Raw genomic sequence first — 19,304 nt, 5'->3', positions numbered from 1 at the left:
GCCGGTGCGGCGGCGTGGTGGGCGAGCGACGCGCGGCACCCTGCGGCGGCCTGCCGACGGGCGGCCCGGAGCAGGAAGGATGATGGTGGGATGCCCGAACCGTTGGACGCCGCCCTGACCGAGGTCCGGACCCTGCTGCTCGACCCCGCGTTGACCCGCGCGGTCGCCGCCGGCCGCCGCCGGGGGCAGCGCCCCTCGGTGGTCCGCGCCGAGCTGCGCCCGATCGCCCTCAAGGCCGGCCCCCGGTTGCAGATCTCCACCTCCGACGGCGCCCGGCCGTACACCCGCAACGTGGCCCCCGGCGCGGAGGCTGGCGCGGCGGTCGACGCGCTGCTGGCCGAGCCGTTCGGCAACTGGCACGTGGAGACGGCCGACGCCACGCTCCAGCTCCGGGTGACCAAGTCCGGCGAGGCGCAGGTGCACCGGGCCGCGGCGAGCCGGCCCGCGGCCGAGCCGGGCGGGCACGACCGTGCCAAGGAGTACCTGCTGGACCCGGGCGACCCGATCTTCGCCGAGATCGGCGGCTCGGCCGCAAAGCGCCGCCAGGTCGACGCGTTCCTGCGCGCGCTCGCCGCCACCCTTCCCGACGAGCTGACCGGGCCCCTGCGCGTGGTGGACCTGGGCTGCGGCAACGCGTACCTGACCTTCGCCGCCCACCGCTACCTCACGCAGCGGGGCCTCGACGTCGAGCTGGTCGGCGTGGACGTCCGCGAGGACCAGCGCCGGCGCAACACCGAGCTGGCCGAGCGGCTCGGCTGGGCGGACCGGGTCTCCTTCGTGGCCGGCACCATCGCCGACGCGGTGATCGAGCCCGCCCCCGACCTGGTGCTGGCGTTGCACGCCTGCGACACCGCCACCGACGAGGCACTGGCCCGCGCGGTGCGGTGGAACGCCCGTTGGATGCTCGCCGCGCCGTGCTGCCACCACGACCTCGCCGCGCAACTGCGCGCCCACCCGGCCCCCGCGCCGTACGAGCTGCTGACCCGGCAGGGCATCCTGCGGGAACGCTTCGCCGACGTGCTCACCGACTCGCTGCGCGCCGGCCTGCTCCGGCTGCACGGCTACCGGGCCGAGGTGGTGGAGTTCGTCGACTCCCGGCACACCCCGCGCAACCTGCTGATCCGGGCCCGCCACACCGGGACCGCGCCCACCGAGGGGCAGCGCGCCGAGTACCGCGACCTGGTCGACCAGTGGCGGATCGCGCCGCGCCTAGAGACGCTGCTGGCCGGGGCCGGCCCGACGACCTGAGACCGGCTGAGCCCGAGGCCGCCCGACGACCTGACGGTGGCGTCGGTCAGCGGCGCCCGTCGCCGCGCCGGTCCCGCCCCGACCGCTCGCCGGCCCGGGCCTGCACACCCCACCCCTCGAGTCCCGCGGACGGGACCTTCGGGTCGGTCGGTCAATTGCTCCGACGCCCTGCCGTACTACCCTGGGAGCGCGCACCGAATCTGGGCTCCGGCCGGAAAGGGACGACCCCGCAGGAATGGGCTCCGCAGAGGTATCACCACAGATGGCGTTCGCACGCTTCGTGCGACGTGCCATCGACGACGCCCGTGACGAGCGGGGTTGGACGGTGACCGACCTGGCGGCGCACACCGGGGTCGGCCGGTCCACCGTCTTCCGGTGGCTGGCCGGCGACTGGCAGGACTATCCGGAACTGGCCAAGGTGCGCGGCTTCTGCGCCGCGCTCGACCTTCCCGTCGCGGCGGCGTTCCGGGCGCTCGGGCTGCCCGACGCCGGACCGGCGCCGCGCCGACGCGCCGACGACGCCCCGGTCGAGGCGGACGTGCGGGTCATCCTGGAACGGCTGGCCGACCCGACCGTGCCGGCCGAGGAGAAGCACCACATCCGGGACCTGCTGCGCTACCTGGCCCGCCGGCCGGTCCGCCGAGCCGGCTGAACCGCGGATTTCGGGGGGCGCCGACATGATCGTCCGACTGGGGCCGCGCGCCTTCGCCGGCTTCCCCACCGGCTGACCGGAGGGCGGACCGCCGTCAGGGCACGGTGACGGTGAACTCGGCGGTCCGCACCACGCCCGCCACCTGGAAGTCCAGGTACATCCGGTAACGGCCCGGCCCGGGCGCGGTCACCCAGAAGGTGACCGTGTCGCCCGCCTGTGTCGCCACCGGGTGCACGTGCAGGTAACCCAGGTCGCCCTCACGGAGCGCGACCAGGTGGCCGTACGCGCCGAGGTAGCGCTCCAGCGCGGCGGGGGCACCACCGGCGCTGACGCGGAAGCGCAGCGGGAGGGCCCGACCGACCTCCGGGGAGCCCTCGTACCCGACGGTGAAGCCGTCCACGGTCGTGGTGGTGGCCGCGGCGGGCAACGGACGGGGGGTGTACCCGCCGGGCGCGACCAGGTCCACCCCGAGCGTCACCGCCGTCTGCCGGCCGTCGTCGGCGACCACGGCGAAGTCGGCGTACGCCCGCCAGACGCCCGGCTGCGCCAGGGTCAGCGGTACGGACCAGGTGCCGTCGGCCGCCATCGTCGGGTGCAGGTGCTGGTAGCCGGTGAGGTCCCGGCGCACCACGATCAGGTGCATCGGCTTGTCGTGCACGACGGCGAACCGGGTGACCGGCCGCCGCCGCTCGTCGCGTACCTGGAAGCGGAACTCGCCGGCCCGGCCGACGCCGAACTCCGCCGTCGACGGGGTGAGGGTGTAGCCGGCGGAGGTCACCGAGAACCCGCCGGCGCCGCTGTCGGCGGCCTGGTCGGTGCCGGCGCCGTGGTCGTGCGCGCCGGTGCCGGGGGCGTGGGTGTGGTCGCCGATGGCCGCGGCGGCCCCGGTCCCCGAGGGCGTGGTCGGGCCGGGGTTGGCCCGGCCGAGGCCGAAGCCGAGCAGCACGGCGAGCACCAGCCCGCCGACGGTCAGCGCCAGCCGCAGCGTGCTCCGGTCCGCCCCCGCCGGGTGCCCGTGGACCGGCGGGGTGGGCGGGTGCTCAGGCACCGTCGACGGCCAGTTCGTACCCCGCCTCGTCCACGGCGGCCCGGACCGACGCCTCCGGCAGCGGCGCGGCGCTGGTGACCGTCGCGGTGCCGGCGGCCAGGTCGACGCGCACCTCGTCGACGCCGGACAGCGCGGACAACTCCTCGGTGACCGCGCGCACGCAGTGCTCGCAGGTCATCCCGGTGACGGCATAGGTCTGCGTGACGGTTCCCTCGGCCATGCGCCCCACGGTACCGCCGACCCGGATACCGACCGCCGCCCGGACGGCGACCGTGGCGACGGTCGCATTCCGCCCACGCCGGGAACTTTCCCGCCCCGCGGGTGGCGAGCACCGGCAGCGAGCGCTCAGCCGGCGACGGCCAGGGCGATCGGCAGCACGTCCGGGGCGCCGGCCCGGCGCAGCAGCCGGCCCACCATGGTCAGCGTCCAGCCGGAGTCGACCAGGTCGTCGACGAGCAGCACCGGCCCGTCCAGTCCGGCCAGCGCGTCGACCAGCTCGTCCGGCACGGCGAACGCGTCGTGCAGCGCGCGTACCCGCTGGGCGCTGTTGCCGCGCGGGCCGCCGGCCCCGGCGGACCCGGTAGGGACCACCCGGCCGAGCAGCGGCAACCGGCCCACCGTGGCGATCCGCTCGGCCAGCGAGCCGACCAGCGCGGGGTGCGTGCGGGACCCGACGGCGACCACCCCGACCGGGCGGCGCGGCCACGGGTCGTCGCCGTGCGCCCACGCCTTCAGCACCTCCACCACGGCCGCCGCCACGTCGTCGGGGACTGGGCCGTCCGCCGCCTCCGGCCCGACCAGGCCGCGCAGCCGCCCACCCCAGCCCAGGTCCGACAGGCGTCCCACGGCCCGCCCGGGCAGCGCCAGCTCACTGGGCGGAATCCGCCCCTTGAGGGGTACGCCGACCGCGTCCAGCCCGGTCGGCCAGAGCTTCTTCGGCGGGATTTCCACACCGGGGCGGCCCAGGAAGGTCTGCGCGGCGGTCAGCGCGGCGTCGGAGACCTGGGGCGTGAACAGCGGCCCGGCGCACCGGTCGCACCGGCCGCAGTCACCCGCCCCGGTGTCGTCCAGGCACTCGCGCAGGTAGCGCATCCGGCAGCCGGGCGTGGTCGCGTACTCCCGCATGGCCTGCTGCTCGGCGGTGCGCGCCTGGGCGACGCGACGCAACCGGGCCTCGTCGTAGACCCAGGGCTCGCCGGTGGCGAGCCAGCCGCCGCGGACCCGGCGGACCGCGCCGTCGACGTCGAGCACCTTGAGCATCAGCTCCAGCCGGGCCCGACGCAGGTCGACGATCGGTTCGAGGGCCTGGGTGGAGAGCGGACGGTCGGTGTGCAGCGCGGCGAGCACCGCGCGGACCTGCTCCTCGGGCGGGAAGGCGAGCGAGGCGAAGTACCGCCAGATGGCCGCGTCCTCGACGCCGGGCAGCAGCAGCACCTCGGCGTGCTCGACGGCCCGGCCGGCCCGGCCGACCTGCTGGTAGTAGGCGATCGGCGAGGGCGGCGCGCCGAGGTGCACCACGAAGCCGAGGTCCGGCTTGTCGAAGCCCATGCCCAGCGCGGAGGTGGCGACCAGCGCCTTGATCTTGTTGTCCAGCAGGTCCTGCTCGGCGGCGCGGCGGTCGGCGTCGTCGGCCTGCCCGGTGTAGGAGGCCACCGACCAGCCGCGCGAACGGAGGAACTCGGCGGTCTCCCCCGCCGCCGCCACGGTCAGCGTGTAGACGATCCCGGAGCCGGGCAGCCGGTCCAGGTGGTCGGCGAGCCAGGCCAGCCGGTGCGCCGGGCTCGGCAGGTCAAGTACGCCCACCCGCAGCGACTCGCGGTCGAGGGTGCCGCGCAGCACCAGGGCGTCGCCCAACTGCTCGGCGACGTCGGCCGTCACCCGCTCGTTGGCGGTGGCGGTGGTGGCCAGCACCGGGGTGCGCTCCGGCAGGTTGCCGAGGAAGGTCCGCAGCCGGCGGTAGTCCGGCCGGAAGTCGTGCCCCCAGTCGGAGACGCAGTGCGCCTCGTCCACCACCAGCAGCCCGGTGGTGGCGGCCAGCTTCGGCAGCACGGTGTCCCGGAAGTCCGGGTTGTTGAGCCGTTCCGGGCTGATCAGCAGCACGTCCACCGCCCCGGCGTGGATCTCGGCGGTGATCTCGTCCCACTCGTCGAGGTTGGCGGAGTTGATGGTGCGGGCCCGGATGCCGGCCCGGGCCGCCGACTCCACCTGGTTGCGCATCAGCGCCAGCAGCGGCGAGACGATCACGGTCGGCCCGTGTTCACCGTGCTCCCGCAGCAGGGCGGTGGCCACGAAGTACACCGCCGACTTGCCCCAGCCGGTGCGTTGCACGCAGAGCACCCGACGCCGGTCCACCACCAGCGCCTCGATCGCCCGCCACTGGTCCTCGCGGAGTCGGGCGTGCTCGCCGGCCAGCCGGCGCAGCACCGCCTCGGCCCGCTCCCGTACCGCCGCCCGATCCTGGCTCATCCGGCATTTCTACCAGCGCCGCCGGACACCGCCGAACCGCCGGGCGGTTCTCCCGGTCACGGTGGCGCGGTCGACGGGGCCGGGGCGGGCGGGACGGGACTGATCGCGGACGATGGGCGGGGACGCGGCCACACGGGGAACCGCGTCCCCGCCCGCGTTCGCGCGGTGGGTCAGCGGCCGAGCACGGACCCGCCGTTGACCCCGAGCACCTGCCCGGTGACGTACCCGGCCGAGGGGCCGGCCAGGTAGCGGACCGCCCCGGCGATGTCGTCCGGCTCGCCGGCCCGCCCGACCAGGGTGGCCGCGACCCGCTTGGCGTGCCCCTCGGGGGTCATCCGGTCACCGAAGAACTCGGTGTCGGCGACGTAGCCGGGGCTGACCACGTTGACCGTGACCTGCTCCGGCCCGAGCTGGGTGGCCAGGTCGTACGCCCAGCCGTGCAGTGCCGCCTTCGCCGCCGAGTACGCCCCGCCGCCGCCCCGCTGAGCGGCGATCGAGCTGACCAGGATCACCCGGCCGCCGGGGCGGCGCAGCGCCGGTCGCAGCGCTTCGGTCAGCAGCACGGCGGTGAGCACGTTGGCGTCGAGGTTGGCGCGCCAGTGCGCCGCGACCCCGGCCAGCGTGTCGGTGTCCCCGCCGAGGTAGCCCCCGGCGTTGTTGACCAGCACGTCGACCGCCCGCTCCCCCACGGCCGCGCGGACCCGGTCGAGCTGCTCCGGGTCCGTGAGGTCGGCGACCAGCGGCGTGACCGCCCCGGCCCGCCCCACGGCGGCGTCGATCCGCCCGGCGGCCTCGGCGAGCACTCCCGCCCGCCGCCCCACGACGAGCACGTCGCACCCGTCCCCGGCCAGCCCCAGCGCCACCGCCGCCCCGATCCCGGTCCCTCCCCCGCTCACCACGGCCAACCGCTCGCCCACGCCACACTCCCTTGCTCAGACCCCGTCGATCATGAGGTTAGCGGCGGTCACGTCGGCGTGTCGCCCCGCCAGCTTCATGATCAACGGGGTGGGTGCGGGGAGCGGCCGGGGCGGAGGGCGGTCAGGAGGGGGGTCACGCGGGAGCGGAGGCTGGCCAGGCCGCCGGGGAAGAAGTAGACGGCCAGGATGAACATCGTGCCGAGGACGAACAGGGGCTGGCTCAGGGGGCGGCTGAGGAAGGCCGGGAGGCTCTCCACGGCGTCGCTGGTGCCGAAGGCGGTGAGCCGGTGGTCCAGGTACATGTAGAGGATGCCGCCGAGCACCGGACCCCAGCGGGTGCCGGGGCCGCCGAGCACCACCATCACCAGCAGCGACAGGGTCAGCTCCGAGGAGGTGATGTGCGGCGAGGCGCCACCGACGATCAGGCAGTAGACCGCCCCGCCGGCCGCGGCGAGGCCGCCGGCCAGCGTGAACGCCACCAGCTTGAACCGGTACGGGTCGAGCCCGAGCACCCCGATCCGCCGCTCGTCGTCGCGCAGCCCGGCCAGCACGCGGCCGGTGGGTGAGCAGGAGACCCGGTGCACCACGAAGACCACCACCGCCAGGTACGCCAGCGCCAGCCAGTACAGGTTAACCGTGTTGGTGACCCCGACCAGGGCCGGCGGCAGCCCGGAGACGTCCAGCGGCAGCCCCTCCTCGCCGCCGGTCCACCCGCCGAAGTCGCGGGCCACCAGGATCGCCCCGACCTGGGCAAAGGCGAGCGTCACCATGGCGAAGGCGATTCCGACGGTACGCAGCGCGATCGCGCCGAGCAGCGCGGCCAGGGTCGTCGCCCCGGTGACGGTGAGCAGCGCCGCCTGCCAGAGCGGCAGGTCGGCCCGGGTGACCAGGATGTCGGTGCCGTACACGCCGGCGGCGAAGTAGAGCGCGTGCCCGAAGGAGAGCATCCCGGTCCGGCCGAAGAGCAGGTCGTACCCGGCCGCCAGCCCGCCGAAGACCAGGCAGACGGCGAGCAGTTGCAGGGTGCCCGGCGAGTTCAGCGGCCCCTCGAAGATCCCCGGCAGGGTGAGCGTCGAGTACGGCAGGATCGCCGCCACCGCCAGCGCCACCAGCGGCAGCCACGGCCGCACCGCGTGCCAGCGCCGGGGCTGCGGGATCAGCTCGGCGGGGACCCGCGCCGGGGGCGCGTCGACCATGGAGTCGGTCATGCGTGTGCCACCTTTCCGGCGAAGCCCTGCGGACGCAGCAGCAGCACCACGGCGAGCAGGCCGACCACGCAGATGTCGCCCAGCCCGGACGTGCCGTAGTAGTTGACGAACTGTTGCAGCAGCCCCACCGCGACCGCCGCGTACGCGGACCCGAGCACCGAGCCCATCCCGCCGATCACCACCACGATGAACGCGAAGATCAGCAGCGAGCCGCCCTGGCCCGGCGAGACCGTGCCGTAGAAGGTGCTGCCCAGGGCGCCGGCCAGCGCGGCGGCCGCCCCGCCGATCGCGAAGACCAGGGTGAACGCCTTGCGCACGTCGATGCCGAGCGCGGTCACCATCTCCCGGTTCTCCACGCCGGCCCGGATCACCAGGCCGTAGCGGGTCCAGCGGAGGAAGGCGAGCAGCGCGCCGAGCACCACCACCGCGGCGACGATCAGCAGCAGCCCGCCGTTGGGCACGTTCGCGCCGAGGATCGAGGTCACCTGACGGGTCCACTCGGGGCGCGGGAACGGGCGGGCGTCGGCGCCCCACGTCGCCTGGAGCAGCGCCACCCCGGCCAGTGACAGGCCGACGGTGACCAGCACCTGCTCGATGGTGCGGGAGTAGAGCGGCCGGATCAGCACCAGCTCCACCAGCACCGCGACGAGCGCCCCGGCGAGCACGCCGAAGGCGACAGCCACCACGAACCCGAACCCGTCGGGGCCGGCGCCGGGCAGGTTGCCCGCGGCCCACCAGGTGGCGTACGCGCCGACGCCGAGAAAGAGCCCGTGCGCGAAGTTGAGCACGTCGGCCAGGCCGAAGACCAGGGAGAGCCCGGAGGCGACCAGGAAGTAGAGCGCCGCCAGGCCGAGCCCGGTCAGCGTCAGCAGAATGACCGTGTCCATCAGCGCCCTTCCTTCGCCGCCGCCGGGGCGGGTGCGGCCTCGTGTCCGCCGCCGGAGCCGACCCCGAGCAGCGACTTCGTCAGCCCGGTCTCCAGCAGCAGCTCCTTCGCGTCCCCGCTCCAGGCCACCTGGCCGGCGGCGAGCACCACCGCGTCCCGGGCCAGCCGCCGGACCACGGCCAGGTTCTGCTCGACCAGCAGCACCGGCACGGACTCGGCCACCCGTTCCAGCACCTCGGCCACCTCGGTCACCACCTTCGGCGCCAACCCCTTGGTCGGCTCGTCGACCAGCAGCAGCCGGTTGTCGTTGAGCAGCACCCGGCCGATGGCGAGCATCTGCTGCTGCCCGCCGGAGAGCGAGCCGGCCCGTTGCCGTCCGCGCCGGTCCAGCTCCGGGAAGAGCGCGAAGACCTTGTCGTACGCCGGGGTGGTGCCCCGCCGTTCGGCGAGCCGCAGGTTCTCCGCGACGGTGAGGCCGGCGAAGACGCAGCGGTCCTCCGGCACGTAGCCGAGCCCGCCGCCGACCAGCCGGTGGGTGGGGCGGGCGAGCAGGCTCTGCGCGCCCATCCGGATGGCACCCCGGACCTCGCCGCCCGGCGGCGTCAGGCCGACGATCGCGCGTAGCGTGGTGGTCTTGCCGACGCCGTTGCGGCCGAGCAGCACGGTGACCCCGGTCGGCGCGACCGTGAACGACACGCCCTGGAGGATGTGCAGCCCGGCGATCCGCACCGACAGGTTCTCGACGCTGAGCACCGGTTCACTCATAGCGACTCCCCCAGGTACGCCTCCTGGACGGTGGCGTTGGCCATCACGGTGTCCGGGGTGTCGCAGGCCAGCAGCGCGCCGTGGTGCATCACGGCGATCCGGTCGGCGAGTTCCAGGATCACATCCATGTGGTGTTCGACCATCAGCACCGCCCGGCTGCTGTCGCCGGTCAACGACTTGATCACCGCGACCAGCTCGGGCACGTCCTCGGCGCTGACGCCGGCCATCGGCTCGTCCAGCAGCATCACCCGGGGCTCCCCGGCGAGCAGCAGGGCGATCTCCAGCTTGCGCTTCTCGCCGTGGGCGAGGGTGCCGGCGAGCGCCGTACCCCGGTGGTGGAGGCCGACGCGGTCGAGCGCCGCGTCGGCGGCGGCGGCCACCTCCCGGTCGGCCGCCGCCCGCCGCCACAGCTTCATCGAGCCCCCGCGGTACGCCTGCACCGCAAGCCGGACGTTCTCCCGCACGGTGAGCGAGCCGAAGACCGAGGACGCCTGGAAGGTGCGTCCCAGCCCGAGGCGGGCCCGCCGGTGCGGCGGGAGGGCGGTGACGTCCTCCCCGTCCAGCAGGATGCGGCCCTCGGTCGGCCGGCGCAGGCCGGTGATCAGGTTGAACAGGGAGGTCTTGCCGGCGCCGTTCGGCCCGATCACGCCCAGAAACTCCCCGGGCGCCAGGTCGAGGTAGACGCTGTCGACAATGGCGACCTCTCCGATCCGCCAGGTCAGACCGCGGGTGGCGAGCACGGTTCAGCCCTTCATCTGGGTGACCGGCGGCGCGGTCTCGTCACCGGTCAGGCTCTTCTGGGCGGCGGCGGTGAACTCGGTGCCGCTGCCGGAGAGCTTGGCCTGGTACATCGGCTGGAGCAGGGCGTGGTCGGCGGCGCGGATGCTCATCGGCCCCTTCACCCCGTCGAACGTCCAGCCTTCGAGGGCCTTGATCATCTTGTCGACGTCGTCGCCGCCCTCCTGCGCGGCGCGGACGACCATCTGCGCGGCGGCGAACCCGTCCGGGTGGAACAGGTCGAGCGTCCCGCCGGGGATCTTCGCCTTGGCGGCCTTCGCGGCCTCGGTGTCGCTGGCCCCGTCGAAGTAGTGCGACAGGAAGGAGATCTTGCTGCCGGCGGCGCCGAAGGTCGGCCAGGAGGCGCGGATGTCCAGGCCGGTGACGACGGTGGTGGAGGCGAGCACGCCCTGCTGGTCCAGGGTCTGCCACATGGCCGGGGCGGTGGTGCCGGCCCAGGCGACGAAGAGCAGGTCCGGCTTGGCGGCCTTGATCTGGCTGGCGAACGGGGTGAACTCGGTGGCGCTGGCCGGGGCCCGGACGCTGCTGACGCTGGCCCCGGCGCCGCCGATGACGGCCTTGACCGCGGCCTCGTTGGCGTCGCCGAACGCGCCGTCCTGGGCGAAGACGACCACCTTCTTGCCGGACGGGTCGCCGATGAACGACTTGGCGGTCACCACGTCCTGGTAGGACTGCCGGCCCGAGCGGAACGTGTACTTGTTGGCGCCGGTGATCGCGTCGGTGGCGGCCGGGCCGGAAATGAAGAGCACCTTGTTCTGCGCGGCGATCGGGGCGACCTGGAGCGCCACGCCGGACGCGGTCGACCCAGCGATGATCTTCGTACCCTTGCCGATCAGGTCCTTGGCCGCGGAGACCGCCTTGGCCGGGTCACCCGCGTCGTCGACCTCGGTCACCTCGATCTTGCGGTCACCGACCTTGCCGGTGCCCTTGGTGGCGTGGTCGAGGCCGGCCTTGAACCCCTCGATGTACTGCTTGCCGTAGCTGGCCAGCGGGCCGGACTGGGAGTACACCAGGCCGACCTTGACCGGGGCGGCGGAGTCACCGCCGCCGGAGGCGGTGTCCTGCGGGCTGCCGCAGGCCGTGGCGGCGAGCGCCGCGGCCATCATCGTGGCGGCGGAGAGGAACGCCCGCCGCGTGTGCCGGACCGTCATCGCGACTCCAGGTGAGGAGGACAGTATGCATGTGTCGGCTCACGCTAGAAGTGACGTCACGCACGGGCTATGTGGTGCCGACACACAAGTGATACGGACCGGGTGGCCGTCCGTGACAATCACCGGGCGGGTCCGCCCGCGACACCGGTCCACGATGGCTGTCGCCGCCACCCTCCGACTCCACGCTGTGTCGCCCCCCACCATCGCCGCGTCAGCAGCAACACCGCCCAACCAGCGCTCGTCATCCTGCACGACCGCGGGCTCATCGTCGGCCAGCAGGGGCGCGGCACCTACGTCGCCGAGCGCCCAGCCCAGTAGGGAGCTCCGACGCTTTGGAGCTGATGACGTGAACGACTCAGGCCATCGGGTCCGACGCGGCCACCCCGAGATCACGCTGGTTCCTGGAAGTAGTGGCCTCGGCGGCCGGTGAGACCACTACTTCCAGGAACGAGCACGATCTCCGATGATCCCGCCGCCCTGCCGCGCTTGATGCGACGTGCTGAATCGTTTACGACATCAGCTCCAAAGGACTCCGACCACACTGCCCGGTCCCGGCCCCGGCTGATCGACTCCGTTGCGCCGGAACGGGGGTGCCCGGAGACCGGACACCCCCGTTCCGCGTACTCGCGGTCGGTCTTCAGCCACCGCGAGCCGTGCCGGCCCGACGCGGCGCTGGGGTCAGCGGGCGGCGAGGCCCGCGCGTGTGGCGACGGCGGTGTCGGGCTGGTCGGCGAAGACGCCGTCCAGACCGAGCCCGTAGAAGAGCTCGTACTCGGCGGTGATGTCGCCGCGGGCGTTCGGGTCGGCGCCGATCCGGAAGTCGGCCGGCAGGAACTGGTTCTCGGCGCGGAACGTCCAGGCGTGCACCACCAGGCGCTCGCGGTGCGCGTCCCGGATCACCGTGGTCGGCGCGGCCAGCTTGCCGGTGGCGTCCCGGGGGACGATCAGGTTCTTGTTCAGGCCGACGCCGTCGGCGTAGTCGGCGATCCACGCCAGCCCGGCCGAGGTGGCCAGGTCGGCGTAGGTGCGGGTGTCGCCGGCGGCGGCGAAGTCGTACGGGCGGCCGGCGGCGTCCATGAGCTGGACCAGCGGCACGTCGATCATCGTGTCGAGCTTGCGCAGGTTGGCGGTCTCGAAGGACTGGACGAACACCGGGTCGTGCCGGTGCGTCAGCTTGTTCTTCCGGAGCACCGCCACCAGCGGCTCCTCCAGCGCCAGCCCGATGGCGGCGAAGTAACTGGGGTGCTTGGTCTCCGGGTAGACACCGATGGTGCGGCCCCGCTGGCGGCTCTCGGTGCGGGCCAGGTCGATGACCTCCTGGAAGGTCGGCACCTCGAACCGGCCGTCGAAGGCGGTGTTGGCCACCCGCACCTGCGGCAGCCGCTCCTTCGCCCGCAGGGTCTTCAGCTCGGCCAGGGTGAAGTCCTCGGTGAACCAGCCGGTGACCGACACCCCGTCGATGGTCTTCGTCACCTTGCGGGCGGTGAACTCCGGCCGGGCCGCCACGTCGGTCGTACCCGAGATCTCGTTCTCGTGCCGGGCGACCAGCACGCCGTCCTTCGTCGAGACCAGGTCCGGCTCGATGTAGTCGGCGCCCATCCGGATCGCCAGCCGGTAGGCCTCCAGGGTGTGCTCCGGGCGGTAGCCGCTCGCGCCGCGGTGGGCGATCACGATGGGCCGGTGGGTGGCCCGGTCCGCGCGGTCCGCGTCGTCCTCCCGGGCGGATGCCGAGCCGGGCACGGCCACCGCCACCGCGAGCAGCGTGCCGGCCAGGCCGAGAGCGGAAAGGGTACGTCGCAACGCCGTCTCCTGTCGTCGATGGGTCGCGCCCAGCAGACCGGCCCCGGCTGACCACCAGTTGGTCGGCGGCTGGCCAGCGGATGAACCCTCCGGGATACGCGATTCACCGACCGGACGATGCCGGAAAACGGAAGATTGTCTGGTGCGCCGGTTCCTCCGCCATCCCGTCCGGCTGGTGCCGTTCGGCTTCCTGGTGGCGATCGCGATCGGCACCGGCCTGCTGATGCTGCCCTGGGCGACCAGCGAGCACCGCTACACCCCGCTGGCCACCGCGCTGTTCACCGCCACCTCCGCGGTGTCGGTCACCGGCATGGCGGTCAACGACACCCCGCACTACTGGAACGACTTCGGGCTCGCCATGATCACCGTGCTCACCCAGCTCGGCGGCCTCGGCATCCTCACCGGCGCGGCCCTGGTCACCCTCGCGGTGTCCCGGCAGCTCGGGCTGCGCAACCGGCTGCTGGTCCAGGCCGAGACCGCCGAGTACGGCGTCGGCGACGTCCGCTGGCTACTGGTGCGCATCGCCACCACGGTGGTCGTCACCGAGGCGCTGATGATCCTGGTCACCAGCGGGCGGCTCTGGCTGGCCTACGGCTACCCGCCCGGCCGGGCGCTCTGGTCCGGCACCTTCCACTCCGTCCAGGCCTTCAACAACGGTGGCTTCACCCTCTACTCCGACGGTCTGCTCGGCTTCTCCCGGGACCCATGGGTGGCGTTGCCACTGGCGTTCGGCGCGATCATCGGCGGCCTCGGCTTCCCGGCCCTCTTCGAGGCGGTACGGCACTGGCGCCGTCCGGGGCGCTGGGCCATCGCCACCAAGCTGACCATCTGGGGCAGCGTGGTGCTGCTGTCCGGCGGCTTCGCCGCCCTGCTGGCCACCGAGTGGACGAACCCCCGCACCATCGGCACGTACGGCGCGCCCGGCAAACTGCTCGCCACGTTCACGCAGATCGCGCTCAGCCGCACCGGCGGCTTTGATGTGATCAACACCGAGTCGTTGACCGAGGAGAGCTATCCCCTGCTCACCGGGCTGATGTTCATCGGCGGCGGCAGCGCCAGCACCGCCGGCGGGATCAAGGTCTCCACCTTTTTCCTGCTCGCCTTCGTCATCTGGACGGAGCTGCGCGGCGAGCCGGACGTCACCGTCGGCCACCGTCGGGTCGCCGAGGCCAGCCAGCGCCAGGCGCTCACCGTGGCGCTGCTCAGCGTCGCGCTGGTGGTCGTCGGCACGGTCGGGCTGATCGTGATCACCGAGGGGGTGCGGTTCAGGGACTCACTCTTCGAGGTGACCTCGGCGTTCAGCACCACCGGCCTCTCGGTGGGGCTCGCCCCGCGGCTGCCCGAGCCCGGCCAGTACGTGCTGACCATCCTGATGTACATCGGCCGGGTCGGGCCACTCACCCTCGGCTCGGCGCTCGCGTTGAACACCCGACGTCGGCTGTACCGCTACCCGAAGGAGCAACCCCTTGTCGGCTAGAGACGCGGGCGACGGGGACGTCGCGGTAATCGGGTTGGGCCGGTTCGGCTGCCACCTGGCCGAGGCGCTGACCCGGCTCGACCATCAGGTGCTCGCCGTGGACCGGAACCCGGACCAGGTCCAGCGCTGGGCGCCGTACCTGGACCGGGTGGTGCAGGCGGACGCGACCGAGGAGGCCGCGCTGCGCCAACTGGGCGTGAACGACTTCCGCCGGGTGGTGGTCGCGATCGGCGCCTCGGTGGAGGCGAGCATCCTCACCGTACTGGCGCTGACCGAGGTCGGCGTGCCGCAGATCTGGGCCCGGGCCACCTCGAACAAGCACGCCAAGATCCTGGGCTCGGTCGGCGCCCACCACGTGATCTTCCCCGAGGCGGAGACCGGGGAACGGGTGGCACATCTGATCGTCAGCCGGATGCTCGACTTCATCGAGTTCGGCGACGACTTCGCCATCGCCAAGGTGCCGGTGCCGCCGTCCCTGGTCGGCCGGTCGCTGCGCGAGCTGACCGTGCCCGAACGCTACGGCGTGATGGTGGTCGGCGCGAAGCTGCCCGGGGAACGCTTCCGGTACGCCACCCCGGACACCGTGATCAGCGCGCAGAGCGTGCTCATCGTCGAGGGCGCGATCGCCCAGGTGCAGTCGTTCGCCGCCCTCGGCTGAGGGCTCACTTGCCCTTGCCCTTGCCGGACTTCGCCGTGGTCTTCGCCGGGACCTTCTTCGGCGGGGCCTTCTTCGTCGGGGCCTTCGTGGCCGGCGCCTTCGCGGCCGGGGCGGTGCCCGGCGTCGCCCCGGCCACCCCGGAGACCCGTACCCCGCAAGCGTCCTCGCCGACCTTGAACTCCAGCGGCAGCGGGTTGCCCCCGGTGTACCGGCCGGACAGGGCGATCTTCTCGGACGCCCCCGGCGCCAGCGACTCCCGGCCCACGGCCGGGCCCACCCGCACCGTCCGGCCGTCCTGTCGCACCGTCGGGCCGGCGGTGGTGACGGTCTGCTGGCCGGGGAAGGCGAAGCTCATGATCCAGCCGCGGAGCTCGTGGGCGCCGGTGTTGGTGAGGGTGAGCTGGGCGGCGAAGTCCTTGCCGGAGTCGCTGCGCAACGCGTACTCGACCGCGCAGGGGCTCGGCTTCGCCAGACCCATCCGGGCCTCGGTGGGATGGTCGACGCCACCGCTGGCCGGGGTCCTGGAGGTCACCCCCCACATCGCCGCGGTGACCGCGACCAGGCCGGCGGCGGCCACCCCGGCCTCCACCCGACGCCGCCGGGTCGCCGCCCGCCGGGTGCGGGTCCGGCCGGAGAAGGGCAGCGAGTCGGTGTCGGCCGACCAGGGCAGGATCGTGGTGCCGGCACAGGCCAGCAGCGCCGGGTCGAGCGTGCCCGGCGCCGGGGACACCCGCACGGCCGCGATCATCCCGGCCGCCTCGGCCAGGGTACGGGCCAGCTCGGCGGTGGTCGGCCGGTCCGCCGGACGCTTGGCGAGGCAGCGGTGCGCCAGTTCGGTCACCTCGGCGGGCAGCCCCGGCACCTCGGGCATCGGCTCCGGGTCGTTGTACATGTGCGCCCGCAGCATCTCCGTGGTGGTGCTGGCCTGCCAGGGCAGCCGGCCGGTCAACATCCGGTAGAGCAGCAGGCCGACGGCGTACACGTCGGTGGCCGGGGAGACCTGGCCGTTGTCCAGCCGCTCCGGCGCCAGATAGGCGGGGGTGCCGAGCAGCGTGCCGTCCGGGCCCTTCTCGCTCTCCCCGACCAGCGCGGAGATGCCGAAGTCGACGACCTTCACCCCGGTCGGGGTCAGCATCACGTTGCCGGGGGTGACGTCCCGATGGACCACGCCACGGGTGTGCGCGGTGGTCAGCGCCGAGGTGACCTCGGCCGCGATGGCCACCGCCTCGCGCCAGGGCAGCTTCCAGTCCCGGCCGAGCCGGGCGGTCAGCGGGCCGCCGTCGACCAGCTCCATCACGACGTACGGCACGGTCAGCCCGGCCTGCTCGGACTCGCCGTAGTCGTACACGTTGGTGATGTTGGGGTGGCACAGCCGGGCCGCCGCCTGGGCCTCGATCCGGATCCGGTGCCGGAACGCCTTGTCGCTGGCGAGCCGGGAGGCGAGCACCTTCACCGCGACCTGCCGGCCGAGCACCTCGTCGTAGCCCCGCCACACCACGGACATGCCACCCGCGCCGAGCTGCTCGATCAACCGGTACCGCTCACCCAGCAGCTGTGCGCCGTTCCGGATTCCTCCACCCATGGTCGGACGTGTTGCCCCGGACTGCCCCGGCTACACCTGGCTGGTCGAAATCGGTCAGCAAAGTCACCCGTTCAGGCGGTCGCGAGCAGTTGGTCCACCGGGGCGTAGTCGTCGGTGAGGACCAGCGCGTCGTCGACGAACGCGGCCAGCTCGGCTCCGGCGAGCAGGTCCGGCACCGCGTCGAGGCGGCCCAGCCGCTGGGTGAGCGCGTCCAGCGGCAGCGGCGCGTCCGAGGCGACGATGAGGAAGTTGGAACCCTGCTGGCCGGCGATCGCGCCGGGCGGGGCGACCAGCGCGACGTGGCGGAACTCGGCGGCGACCGTGGCGAGTTCGCTGCGGATGAAACGGTCCGGCGGGTAGTCGATGACGTTCTGCACGTACATCCCGCCGGGCCGGAGCACCCGGCGGACCTCGGCGGCCATCTCCCGGGTGGCCAGGTGCCAGGGCACCACCAGGTGGCCGAAGGCGTCCCCGACGACGAGGTCGCGGCTGTCGGTGGCCTCGCCGCCGACCAGCATCCGGGCGTCGCCCACCACCGCCCGCAGCCCCGGCCCCGGCCGGACGCCCAGCAGCCGCCGGTCCAGCTCGACCAGCTCACCGTCGATCTCGAACACCACGTTGTCGGTGCCCGGGCGGGTGGCGCTCAGGTAGCGCGGCATGGTGAAGCCGCCGCCGCCGAGGTGCAGCGCGTCCAGCCGCCGCCCCGCCGGCGCGGCCACGTCCGCCGCCGCGCCGATCCACTGCGTGTACGCGTATTCCAGATGGGTCGGGTCGGCGAGGTCCACGTACGAGTGCTGGGCGGAGTTCAGGTAGAGCACCCGTCCGCTGGCGCGGGACGGGTCGTCGGCCACCCGCGCGCAGTGGTACGCGGTCTCCACGTCGCACGGGTTCGGGGCGACCGCGCCGAGCCCGGCCCCGACCAACCCGAGCACCGCCAGCGTCGCCTTCGTGCGGGTCGCGCCGGGCAGCCCGGTGCCCTCCCGCCGGCGCAGGTACAGCCCGAGCGCGAGGCCGGTGACCCCGAGCAGCGCCGCCAGCGCGATCAGGATGACCGTGCTGGGCAGCGCTGCCACCAGCACGAAGCCGGTGCCCAGGGTGGCGGTGATGCCGCCCAGCGTGCCGATACCGGAGAGCCGCCCAACCACCTGCCCGGTGCGGCGCAGGTCGGCCAGCTGAAGCTTCACCACCAGCGGGGTGACCGCCGCGAGCAGGGCCGCCGGGACGAAGACGGCGAGCGCGGTGAGCAGCAGGATGCCGCTGGTCGCGCCGCCGCGCAGCACCTCACCGGCATATCGGACCACCGGCAGGGTGACCGCCGAGGCGATGCCGGCCAGCACCAGCGCCGGGGCCAGCAGGCCGCGCGGGTCCCGCCGGTCGGCCAGCCAGCCGCCGGTCCACGCCCCGTACGCGATGGCGGCCAGCGCGATGCCGATCACCGAGCTGGTGACCTGGAGGGTCACCCCGACGTACGGGCCGACCAGGCGGAGCGAGACCGTCTCCAGCACCAGCACGGCGCCGCTGGAGAGGAAGACCAGGAACGCGGCGAGCCCATTGGGCAGCGCGCGGACGGTGGCCGGCGCGGCGGGCGCCCGGGTGACCGCGACGTCGGACGATGAGCTGCTCACCGTCGCGATGCTACGCAGCGTTCCCGGCGTTCCGGTCAGTACATCGAAAGATGAACATGGTTTGTGTGGTCGGCGGCCGGGCTGCCACCCCCGCTGTACGACCGCCAGCCGGTGTTCGGCATCCAGATCTGCCGGTACCAGATCACGTACATCACACCGAGCCGGCTGGCGTTGTTCTTGAGGTAGTTGGCCAGGCTGTCGCCGTACGCCTTGTCCCCGCCGGTGGCCGAGACGTCCTCGAATCCGCCGGTGGCGGCGGAGAAGTCGCAGGCCCGACCCTTGGGGTGTTCACCGTCGCCGCCGCTGCGGAAGCAGGAGACGTGCCGCTTGTAGCCGGCGGCCTGGGCCTGCTTGAGGGCGTGCAGAGTGCGCGGGGTGATGCAGCCGCTTGTGGTGGGGTCGCTGACCGAGCAGGACTCCGACGGCCAGGACCCGTCCGAGTTGCGCGGCGCCGGGCTCGCCGAACGCGACCCGCCGCTGAAGCCGGCGCTCGCGCCGGAGCTGACCGTGGCGAGCGCCCGCTCGGCGTCCCGCTTCCGCTTGGCCAGCGCGGCGAGCTGCTTCTGCTGCTCGCGCACCTCGTTGTCGATGGCCGCCTTGGCCTGCGCAGCGGTCTGCTTGGCCTCGGTGAGCTCGCGCAGCCGCCTGGCGTCCCGCTGGCCCATCACGTCCAGCTCGGCGGCGCGTTGCAGGAACACCTCCGGGCTGGCGCTGTTGAGCAGCGCCGAGGCCGCGGTGAGCCGACCCAGCCGGTACGACTGCGCGGCGACCTCGCCGACCTGGGCGTTCAGCCCGACCAGCCGCCCCTCGACCACCTTCAGCTCGCTGGTCAGGGCGATCTGGCGGCGCTTGGAGTTGTCCAGCTTGGCCTTGGCCTCGATGTGACCCTTGGCGGCGGCCTCCAGCGCCTCGCGGAGCTTCTTGGTGCCCCCCTCGTTGGGCTCCGCGGCGGCCGGCGCGACGCCGGCGCCGAGCAGCAGCGCCACGGCGGCGAGCAGCACGATCAGCGGCCGGCGGGCGCGC

17 protein-coding genes are annotated in these 19,304 nt (G+C 73.7%); 4 read left to right on the top strand and 13 right to left on the bottom strand.

Annotated elements, in window-relative coordinates; translation table 11 throughout:
* The first annotated feature begins 90 nt into the window (after positions 1-90).
* Both ABZ807_RS01600 and ABZ807_RS01595 read left to right on the top strand, forming a co-directional pair.
* Positions 91-1,248: an SAM-dependent methyltransferase gene (locus tag ABZ807_RS01600; RefSeq protein WP_357151378.1), complete on the top strand. Its 1,158-nt coding sequence runs from the start codon at positions 91-93 to the stop codon at positions 1,246-1,248.
* A 235-nt stretch (positions 1,249-1,483) separates the two neighbouring features.
* The gene (locus ABZ807_RS01595) at positions 1,484-1,900 is read left to right on the top strand and encodes a helix-turn-helix domain-containing protein (RefSeq protein ID WP_357151376.1); all 417 of its coding nucleotides are present in this window, start codon (positions 1,484-1,486) and stop codon (positions 1,898-1,900) included.
* Between the two features lie 94 nt (positions 1,901-1,994).
* Here ABZ807_RS01595 and ABZ807_RS01590 read toward each other — a convergent pair whose 3' ends face one another.
* From ABZ807_RS01590 to ABZ807_RS01545, 10 genes are all read right to left on the bottom strand, one after another.
* On the bottom strand, positions 1,995-2,948 hold the full coding sequence (locus ABZ807_RS01590; protein ID WP_357151374.1) for a hypothetical protein: 954 nt from the start codon (positions 2,946-2,948) through the stop codon (positions 1,995-1,997).
* The gene (locus ABZ807_RS01585) at positions 2,941-3,168 is read right to left on the bottom strand and encodes a heavy metal-associated domain-containing protein (protein ID WP_357151372.1); all 228 of its coding nucleotides are present in this window, start codon (positions 3,166-3,168) and stop codon (positions 2,941-2,943) included. The genes ABZ807_RS01590 and ABZ807_RS01585 overlap by 8 nt, the downstream gene beginning before the upstream one ends.
* 125 nt (positions 3,169-3,293) lie before the next feature.
* Entirely contained in the window at positions 3,294-5,414 is a 2,121-nt protein-coding gene (locus ABZ807_RS01580) for a DEAD/DEAH box helicase (protein WP_357151370.1), read from the bottom strand.
* A gap of 170 nt (positions 5,415-5,584) precedes the next feature.
* Entirely contained in the window at positions 5,585-6,331 is a 747-nt protein-coding gene (locus ABZ807_RS01575) for an SDR family oxidoreductase (RefSeq protein WP_357151368.1), read from the bottom strand.
* 80 nt (positions 6,332-6,411) lie between these two features.
* Positions 6,412-7,539 (bottom strand): branched-chain amino acid ABC transporter permease, encoded by a 1,128-nt coding sequence (locus ABZ807_RS01570; protein WP_357151367.1) that lies wholly within the window; start codon positions 7,537-7,539, stop codon positions 6,412-6,414.
* On the bottom strand, positions 7,536-8,426 hold the full coding sequence (locus tag ABZ807_RS01565) for a branched-chain amino acid ABC transporter permease (RefSeq protein ID WP_357151365.1): 891 nt from the start codon (positions 8,424-8,426) through the stop codon (positions 7,536-7,538). The genes ABZ807_RS01570 and ABZ807_RS01565 overlap by 4 nt, the downstream gene beginning before the upstream one ends.
* Entirely contained in the window at positions 8,426-9,190 is a 765-nt protein-coding gene (locus ABZ807_RS01560; RefSeq protein ID WP_357151363.1) for an ABC transporter ATP-binding protein, read from the bottom strand. The genes ABZ807_RS01565 and ABZ807_RS01560 overlap by 1 nt, the downstream gene beginning before the upstream one ends.
* Positions 9,187-9,930, bottom strand: a complete 744-nt coding sequence (locus ABZ807_RS01555) for an ABC transporter ATP-binding protein (protein ID WP_357108487.1) — start codon at positions 9,928-9,930, stop codon at positions 9,187-9,189. The genes ABZ807_RS01560 and ABZ807_RS01555 overlap by 4 nt, the downstream gene beginning before the upstream one ends.
* A 3-nt stretch (positions 9,931-9,933) precedes the next feature.
* Positions 9,934-11,139 (bottom strand): substrate-binding domain-containing protein, encoded by a 1,206-nt coding sequence (locus ABZ807_RS01550; RefSeq protein WP_357151361.1) that lies wholly within the window; start codon positions 11,137-11,139, stop codon positions 9,934-9,936.
* 678 nt (positions 11,140-11,817) lie between these two features.
* Positions 11,818-12,939: a glycerophosphodiester phosphodiesterase gene (locus ABZ807_RS01545; RefSeq protein WP_357151359.1), complete on the bottom strand. Its 1,122-nt coding sequence runs from the start codon at positions 12,937-12,939 to the stop codon at positions 11,818-11,820.
* Positions 12,940-13,081: 142 nt separating this feature from the next.
* Here ABZ807_RS01545 and ABZ807_RS01540 point away from each other — a divergent pair, with 142 nt between their 5' ends.
* Positions 13,082-14,416, top strand: a complete 1,335-nt coding sequence (locus ABZ807_RS01540) for a potassium transporter TrkG (RefSeq protein WP_357151357.1) — start codon at positions 13,082-13,084, stop codon at positions 14,414-14,416.
* Positions 14,406-15,074: a TrkA family potassium uptake protein gene (locus tag ABZ807_RS01535; RefSeq protein WP_357151355.1), complete on the top strand. Its 669-nt coding sequence runs from the start codon at positions 14,406-14,408 to the stop codon at positions 15,072-15,074. Before ABZ807_RS01540 ends, ABZ807_RS01535 begins: the two co-directional genes overlap by 11 nt.
* A 4-nt stretch (positions 15,075-15,078) precedes the next feature.
* Here the strand turns inward: ABZ807_RS01535 and ABZ807_RS01530 are convergent, their stop codons facing one another.
* The 3 genes from ABZ807_RS01530 to ABZ807_RS01520 all read right to left on the bottom strand — a co-directional run bounded on the left by ABZ807_RS01530 (position 15,079) and on the right by ABZ807_RS01520 (position 19,285).
* Positions 15,079-16,656 carry a serine/threonine-protein kinase gene (locus ABZ807_RS01530; RefSeq protein ID WP_357151354.1) on the bottom strand — a complete coding sequence of 526 codons (1,578 nt, stop codon included), beginning with the start codon at positions 16,654-16,656 and terminating at the stop codon, positions 15,079-15,081.
* 71 nt (positions 16,657-16,727) lie between these two features.
* Positions 16,728-18,281: a fused MFS/spermidine synthase gene (locus ABZ807_RS01525; RefSeq protein ID WP_357151352.1), complete on the bottom strand. Its 1,554-nt coding sequence runs from the start codon at positions 18,279-18,281 to the stop codon at positions 16,728-16,730.
* A 35-nt stretch (positions 18,282-18,316) separates the two neighbouring features.
* Positions 18,317-19,285, bottom strand: coding sequence for a hypothetical protein (locus ABZ807_RS01520; RefSeq protein WP_357151492.1), 969 nt, complete (start codon positions 19,283-19,285; stop codon positions 18,317-18,319).
* Between the last annotated feature and the right edge of the window lie 19 nt (positions 19,286-19,304).

Source organism: Micromonospora sp. NPDC047548, assembly GCF_040642975.1.
Classification (GTDB): Bacteria; Actinomycetota; Actinomycetes; order Mycobacteriales; family Micromonosporaceae; genus Micromonospora.
Note: the sequence above shows the minus strand (reverse complement) of the source record. Positions and strands in the feature narration are given on the sequence as shown.

What these genes read in the sequence shown, in the direction of transcription:
- ABZ807_RS01600 (WP_357151378.1), top strand. Translation starts at nt 91, where the DNA reads ATGCCCGAACCGTTGGACGCCGCCCTGACCGAGGTCCGGACCCTGCTG.
- ABZ807_RS01595 (WP_357151376.1), top strand. Translation starts at nt 1,484, where the DNA reads ATGGGCTCCGCAGAGGTATCACCACAGATGGCGTTCGCACGCTTCGTG.
- ABZ807_RS01585 (WP_357151372.1), bottom strand. Translation starts at nt 3,168, where the DNA reads ATGGCCGAGGGAACCGTCACGCAGACCTATGCCGTCACCGGGATGACC.
- ABZ807_RS01580 (WP_357151370.1), bottom strand. Translation starts at nt 5,414, where the DNA reads ATGAGCCAGGATCGGGCGGCGGTACGGGAGCGGGCCGAGGCGGTGCTG.
- ABZ807_RS01570 (WP_357151367.1), bottom strand. Translation starts at nt 7,539, where the DNA reads ATGACCGACTCCATGGTCGACGCGCCCCCGGCGCGGGTCCCCGCCGAG.
- ABZ807_RS01565 (WP_357151365.1), bottom strand. Translation starts at nt 8,426, where the DNA reads ATGGACACGGTCATTCTGCTGACGCTGACCGGGCTCGGCCTGGCGGCG.
- ABZ807_RS01560 (WP_357151363.1), bottom strand. Translation starts at nt 9,190, where the DNA reads ATGAGTGAACCGGTGCTCAGCGTCGAGAACCTGTCGGTGCGGATCGCC.
- ABZ807_RS01550 (WP_357151361.1), bottom strand. Translation starts at nt 11,139, where the DNA reads ATGACGGTCCGGCACACGCGGCGGGCGTTCCTCTCCGCCGCCACGATG.
- ABZ807_RS01530 (WP_357151354.1), bottom strand. Translation starts at nt 16,656, where the DNA reads ATGGGTGGAGGAATCCGGAACGGCGCACAGCTGCTGGGTGAGCGGTAC.